The sequence below is a fragment of the Pseudomonadota bacterium genome (assembly GCA_026388215.1).
Taxonomy (GTDB): domain Bacteria; phylum Desulfobacterota; class Syntrophorhabdia; order Syntrophorhabdales; family Syntrophorhabdaceae; genus JAPLKF01.
In genome coordinates, this window is sequence record JAPLKF010000267.1 from 1 (window position 1) to 6189 (window position 6189).

A 6189-nucleotide genomic window follows, 5' to 3' on the forward strand; every position below is an offset into this window, starting at 1 on the left:
ATAATAGATGTGGTTGAGAGGGTTGCAAATGAGGTTTTTATGCCCCTTACCGTGGGTGGTGGTATAAGGAGTATAAAGGATATCAGGGATATACTTCTTGCCGGTGCAGATAAGGTGACGGTTAACACGGCTGCTATTGAATCGTCTGAGTTTATAAAGGAGGCAAGCGAGATATTCGGCAGCCAGTGTATCTGCGTTGCCATAGATGCGAAGAGGCGGGGCAAAGGCTTCGAGGTTTATACATACGGCGGGCGAAAGCCAACAGGAGTAAATGCTGTTGAATGGGCGGCAACGGTAGAAAGGCTTGGTGCAGGCGAAATACTTTTGACGAGTATGGACAGGGATGGAACAAAGATAGGATATGATATAGAACTTACGAGGACCATCTCGGAAGCAGTGAATATACCGGTAATTGCATCAGGCGGTGTTGGCACACTTGAGCATCTCTATGAAGGTCTTGTAGATGGAAAGGCAGATGCAGTGCTTGCCGCGTCTATATTCCACTATAGGGAGCATACGATTATTGAAGCGAAGCAGTATCTGAGAGATAGAGGAGTGGCGGTGAGGCTTTAGCATGGAGCGAAGAGCATGGAGCGTAGAGTTAATACCCTTTGCTCTAAGCACTCAGCTAATAAAGCCAACAAAGGAGTTGATATGGAAAACATAAAGTGGGATGGAAGAGGGCTTGTACCTGTTGTTGTTCAGGACGAGAAGACAAAGGATGTGCTTATGGTTGCATATATGAATAGAGAAGCATTTAAGCTCACACAAAGGACTAAAAAGGCACATTACTTTTCAAGGTCGAGAGATAAGATATGGCAGAAAGGAGAAACCTCAGGCCATATACAAAAGGTTAAATCGATGCATCTTGACTGTGACAACGACACACTTCTTCTTGTCGTTGATCAGAGAGTGGCAGCATGTCATATGGGGTTCTGGAGTTGCTTCTACAGGATATGGAAAGACGGCTGGAAGGTGGTAGGAAAAAAGGTGTTTGATGAGGGGAAGGTATACGGCAGCAAGGACAGCAAATAGGGGTAAATTCCACTTCAAAGTGCACCACGTAGGGCTTGACAGAACACCTCATGGGGTGTCTGGTAGTTGAGGCACGTCATCGCTTTTTCGGGACCAAATAAAATTAGGGTTGCATTTGGTAGCGCTATATGCAATAGTAATTGCATGAAGATACGAAAATTCTGGATTTCAAGAATAACAGATGCATGGGAAAAGCGTTCTATCCTCTGGCTTTCAGGGGTGAGGAGAGTCGGCAAAACCTATCTTTGCAAGAGTCTTCCGGATATTGAGTATTTTGACTGTGAGCTTCCTCGAACAAGAAGATTAATGGATGATACCGAGGGTTTTCTCAAGGGATTAAAGGGGAGAAGAATAGTCCTTGATGAAATCCACAGGCTGGGAAACCCCTCTGAACTCCTCAAAATTGCTGCTGACCATTTTCCTGATATCAATATCATCGCTACCGGTTCCTCAACGCTCGGTGCTTCCCGGAAATTTCGGGATACCCTGGCCGGTCGGAAGCGAGAGCTATGGCTCACACCAATGCTTTCTCATGATCTTGAAGATTTCGATATTCAGAGTCTGGAATTGAGGTTTCTTCATGGAGGCCTTCCTCCCTTCATCATGGCCGATTCCCTGCCGGAGAGGGAGTTTCAGGAATGGATCGACAGCTACTGGGCAAAAGATATTCAGGAGCTATTCAGGTTGGAGCGCCGGTATTCGTTCCAGAGGTTCCTTGAACTCCTCATGGCGCAGAGTGGAGGGATATTTGAGGCAACACGCTTTTCACGTCCATGTGAGGTGAGTCGTACTACAATCACCAATTATCTCTCTGTGCTCGAAGCAACTTTTGTTGTGCACGTGCTGCGTCCCTTCAGCACCAGGAAGTCCTCGGAAATTATCTCGGCCCCTAAAGTGTACGGCTTTGATACGGGCTTTGTATGCTATTTTCGTGGATGGCATGAGTTGAGGCGTGAAGACATGGGACACTTATGGGAGCATTTTGTACTGAATGAAATTCAGGGGAGTTTGCAGTTGCGGAATTTGTATTATTGGCGCGATAAGAGAGGTCATGAAATTGATTTTGTGATTTCGGCGAGAGGCTCGGCCCCTATCGCAATCGAGTGTAAATGGTCGGCATCAGATTTGGTACTGGAAAACTTCAAATCATTCAGGCAAAGGTATCCTAAAGGAGATTCGTTTGTGGTCGCCTCTGACGTTGATAAGGGCTATGTGCGGGATTATGGCAGTTTTGAGATAAAGTTTGTCAGCCTCTCTGAATTGGTGAATGCCCTTTCTCAGAAACTAAACCGGTAACCCTCCCCGGCTTTTCAGCACAATCGAATTTTGAAGGTTTGACCCAACCCCTTTTTCGATGCCCAGCTCCTGGAACACCTTCTAAAACACTCTTGAAGGATTTGGGCAAAAGGCCGTTAAGAGGTAAAATGAGCGTATTTTAGGTGAGGGGAAGGTATACGGCAAGAAATAGCAGGGAGCAGAGAGCATAGGGCAGAGAGTATAAGGCAAAAAAACGTGTAAAAAGAGAAATATGAGCCACTGAGGCGAGAACTTCTATATCACTGAATATCACTGAGATTTTTAACTTGAAATTTAAATAAAGTTGGAGGACAATAGATAAAAAGGGGCGGGCATAGTGACAGAATTGGTATTTCAAGACCTACCAGTATCAGTTATCCGGATGAAAAAAAGAAGTGGAATAACACAAGGTAAAATTATACTGATTCGGTATAATCATCATCTGGTAACTTTTATACCGAAGAAACACCATATACATGGTCCATATAACGATCAATAACTGGATATTTGAGGCAATGTCTGTGCAAATGACGAATCAGGTTAAAAAATAAGTTGGGCGGACCAAACAATGATACTTCATAAAGAGAAACACAGACATGAATGGACATAACGACATACACATTCCTGATTGCCCTGAATTTGTCCAAGGCTATCAGATCTACAACCAAAGAGAACACCGTGGCCCTATGTGGTTTGATGCCCGACGCATCGTTCAGGACAATTGGGGTGATTCTCGTCGGATGTCAGAAGGTGTTGGGATTATCATCAGAGGGTGGAACAGATTTTATGCCGGTTACGACGCCGACGCTCTGACTGCTACCATCACGTCCAACCTGAGCACTCTCAGCGCTTTCCGAGATCGCGATATTAGTTCATACACGCAAGATGACAAGACAGTACTCCTAGAACTATTCAAGGCATTCCAAGAAGCGCTCAAGAGGACTCGTGACAACCGAAAGAGTCCTGTGTCAGTAGGCAAAGCGTTGAGTTTATTCGCGTCTGGCATTTTGCCAATATGGGATTCCAATATTGCATATGCTTACCGTTGTTCTTATGCGTACGGTGGCGCTGAAGAGTACGTTGCTTTCATGGATTGCATGAAACTATTCGCAGAGCACGTTAGCAGGTGCGTACCCAGAGACGATGATCGGCCACTCCTGAAGAGAATTGACGAGTACAATTACTCTAAGTACACCATGCACTGGCTATGATTCAATAAACACAGATCGCCCAACAAGGCAATGCAGCCGACCGGCTCCGCCTGCGGCTGATTACTGTCGTTATGTTTTTAGATATACCATTTCCCCGGGGTTTGTATGATGATGAAATGCATATATTGTTTAGAAGACAAACCTGAAACTTCATATAGAAAGACAGAGCATGTCATACCTCAGTCTTTTGGGGTATTCAAAAACAATTTCACCCTTAACCAAGTAGTTTGCGATGACTGTAATAAGTACTTCGGTGACAACTTAGAGATTGATTTAGCTCGTGATACTTATGAGGGGCATTCGAGATTTGAATTCAATGTAAAAAAACCTAATGACTATAAATCTTATGGTAAAAACAGCAGGATAATAATACGCGTTGCAGAGGGGCCGTTGAAGGGTACTTATGCTTATCGAGAATATTCGCCTGATAGCAATGAAATTGTTCCAAAACCTATTCCACAGGTGGGATTCAAAAAACTTGATTCAGATGAGTACGAATATTATTTGCTGGATGAAATTCCTGACAAAGAATATTTAGAAAAGAACAACTTCGACCTGAAACATACACAGGCTATTAAAGCATTTGGTATAGATGTGAATCAACTGGAACAGAAATTGAGCGAGAGAGGTATCTCTTTTAAACTCGGAGGAGAGGTAGTCCCTCCCGATAAATCTCAAGACTTACTGTGCGAAGTCGAGGGAACAATAGATAGAAAGATATTTTGTGCAATAGCAAAAATTGGATTTAACTATCTTGCATACTGGCAAGGTTCTGACTTTATGCTGAATGAATCTTTTGATATTACTCGAAGATTCATTCGTTACGGTGAAAAGCCCGCTTATCCATTAGTTCGAGTTCTTGAAAAAGCGATTCTTGCAGATGAGAACGACAAGATACGAAGATTGGGCCATTTAGTAACTGTAAACTGGGCAGATGATGGAGTATCTATCGTTAGCCAAGTATCACTGTTTAATTGGATAACATACAGCATAAGTCTATCAAGAGGGTATTCCGGAAAACGCAAAGATATCAAGAAAGGACATTTTTTTAATACAAATAGCAAAGAAATACTTGAACTTGAAACGAGATAAAAAAATAACCAGCTACTGCACCGAATGCGTGCCACAGGTCGCTTTTTAGGTTCAACAGTGGTTTGAGGTTTGCCGATTAATTTTTAGCTTGCTGACGTGCTTCAGTGGCACGCATCGGTGAGTGCATCGTTCTCGCTTTCATTCTGTAATCTTCATCGTCTCAGCCGCAGACGAACACAACCTTTGTAGGTGTTCCCGATACTCTCCTGCTTCCTGTAAGTTAGCATTCGGTAAATTTGAAGGAACTGCATTCTTTCAATCGGAAATAAATGACGATCACCTCTATCGGGACCCTGAATACTCTTGGGACGAATACATCGAGGTATAACACTTTGAGAATTCGAATAATCAGCGGAGCTGATTTGAGGCGTGAAGGACAGGTCTGCCTGAATGCCGCTAAAAATGGCCTTTGTGGCGGATAAATCAACAAAAAGGTGAGCCGATTTATCAAAAAAACAGCCGACGCAATACATCCCTCACACAATGATCAGCAAAGCATCCAACATTTTGTGTCAATATCTCTGACGATCATCTTGCGATAGACAGTTAGACAACTTGCAGTATTTGGGATATCGGCTGGGATACGACTTTGTCTCGGCGACACTGTTTTGTCTGCTAACGGTCAGCGGGATTTTTTCCACCCTTTTTCGTACATACAACTATCAAAAGGTTTATCGTATGCGTCCTCTGCGAAAATACCTACAAGAGGGTAGTACCCTAATCTGATAAACTCCAACTTTTGCGCCTGAGCATATTCGTCACAACTCGCTGTATCTGCTTGTAAATCGTATTCCAAATTCTGGCTATTAGGATTATACCATCTATTCTGTTGTATGGCGCAGGATAAAAAAGCAACTAAGATTATGGAACAAAGAGTTATAAAAATGAATACGTTTCTCATCGCACCTCCCTCTATCTGCAAACGTTGAAGATTTTAATCCCTCACGGTCGTCCGAATGTCAAGTAAAATCTTCCTTTTCTTCTTTTCAGACCATGAGTGAAATTAACAAACTTAAAACTTTTGTGATGTACGCCAGAGGAAATAAAATAATATATATGAACCCCTGTATAAGGGAGCAAAGTTCTGTAGGCATGTAGTCAAATGGCTGCAATACGAAAAGTTTCAGCTCTGCCTGTTTCTCGTGTTTTCCTCTGTTTCAATTGGTAATTCTCGATAAGTCGTTTATTTAAAATCATTAAGTAGTAGGTGTAAAATTTAGTCATGATATAATCTTATATTACCTGTATGGTCAAGTTTTAATTTTACAGTTAAATCATGGATGCAGCGTAAAATCTTTTAACATTTCAAGCACTTACGTTTTAACATCCCCATCAGCGATCAAAATATCTCAAAAGATCATAGTGATTGCACAATACCAATCCATAAAATCTGTCAAACTGCATTTAAGAGCAATGGGGTCAGGTCTTGAATTATAAGTTTTTATTAACCCATCCCTCACCCTGTTCCCTTTATTTTCCTGCTATTTCAATAGGTTGTCAAGATTTTTAGCTATGAGCTATCAGCAATCAGCGTAAACCACTTCCTACTTACGAC

At 42.4% G+C, this 6189-nt stretch carries 5 protein-coding genes; all 5 read left to right on the forward strand.

Going from position 1 to position 6189, the window contains the following annotated elements; all coding sequences use genetic code 11:
• Positions 1-573: HisA/HisF-related TIM barrel protein (locus tag NTU69_12490; protein ID MCX5804324.1), on the forward strand; the 573-nt coding region annotated here is incomplete at its 5' end.
• Positions 574-654: 81 nt separating this feature from the next.
• Entirely contained in the window at positions 655-1035 is a 381-nt protein-coding gene (gene hisI / locus NTU69_12495; protein MCX5804325.1) for a phosphoribosyl-AMP cyclohydrolase, read from the forward strand.
• Positions 1036-1179: 144 nt separating this feature from the next.
• Positions 1180-2331, forward strand: a complete 1152-nt coding sequence (locus tag NTU69_12500; GenBank protein MCX5804326.1) for an ATP-binding protein — start codon at positions 1180-1182, stop codon at positions 2329-2331.
• 678 nt (positions 2332-3009) lie between these two features.
• Positions 3010-3144, forward strand: coding sequence for a hypothetical protein (locus tag NTU69_12505; GenBank protein ID MCX5804327.1), 135 nt, complete (start codon positions 3010-3012; stop codon positions 3142-3144).
• A gap of 503 nt (positions 3145-3647) precedes the next feature.
• Complete coding sequence (locus NTU69_12510) at positions 3648-4634, forward strand: hypothetical protein (protein MCX5804328.1); 987 nt, start codon at positions 3648-3650, stop codon at positions 4632-4634.
• Positions 4635-6189 lie beyond the last annotated feature (1555 nt).

Excerpts from the sequence above, each read along its gene's own strand:
- hisI (MCX5804325.1), top strand. The coding sequence starts at position 655 with ATGGAAAACATAAAGTGGGATGGAAGAGGGCTTGTACCTGTTGTTGTT.
- NTU69_12500 (MCX5804326.1), top strand. The coding sequence starts at position 1,180 with ATGAAGATACGAAAATTCTGGATTTCAAGAATAACAGATGCATGGGAA.
- NTU69_12510 (MCX5804328.1), top strand. The coding sequence starts at position 3,648 with ATGATGATGAAATGCATATATTGTTTAGAAGACAAACCTGAAACTTCA.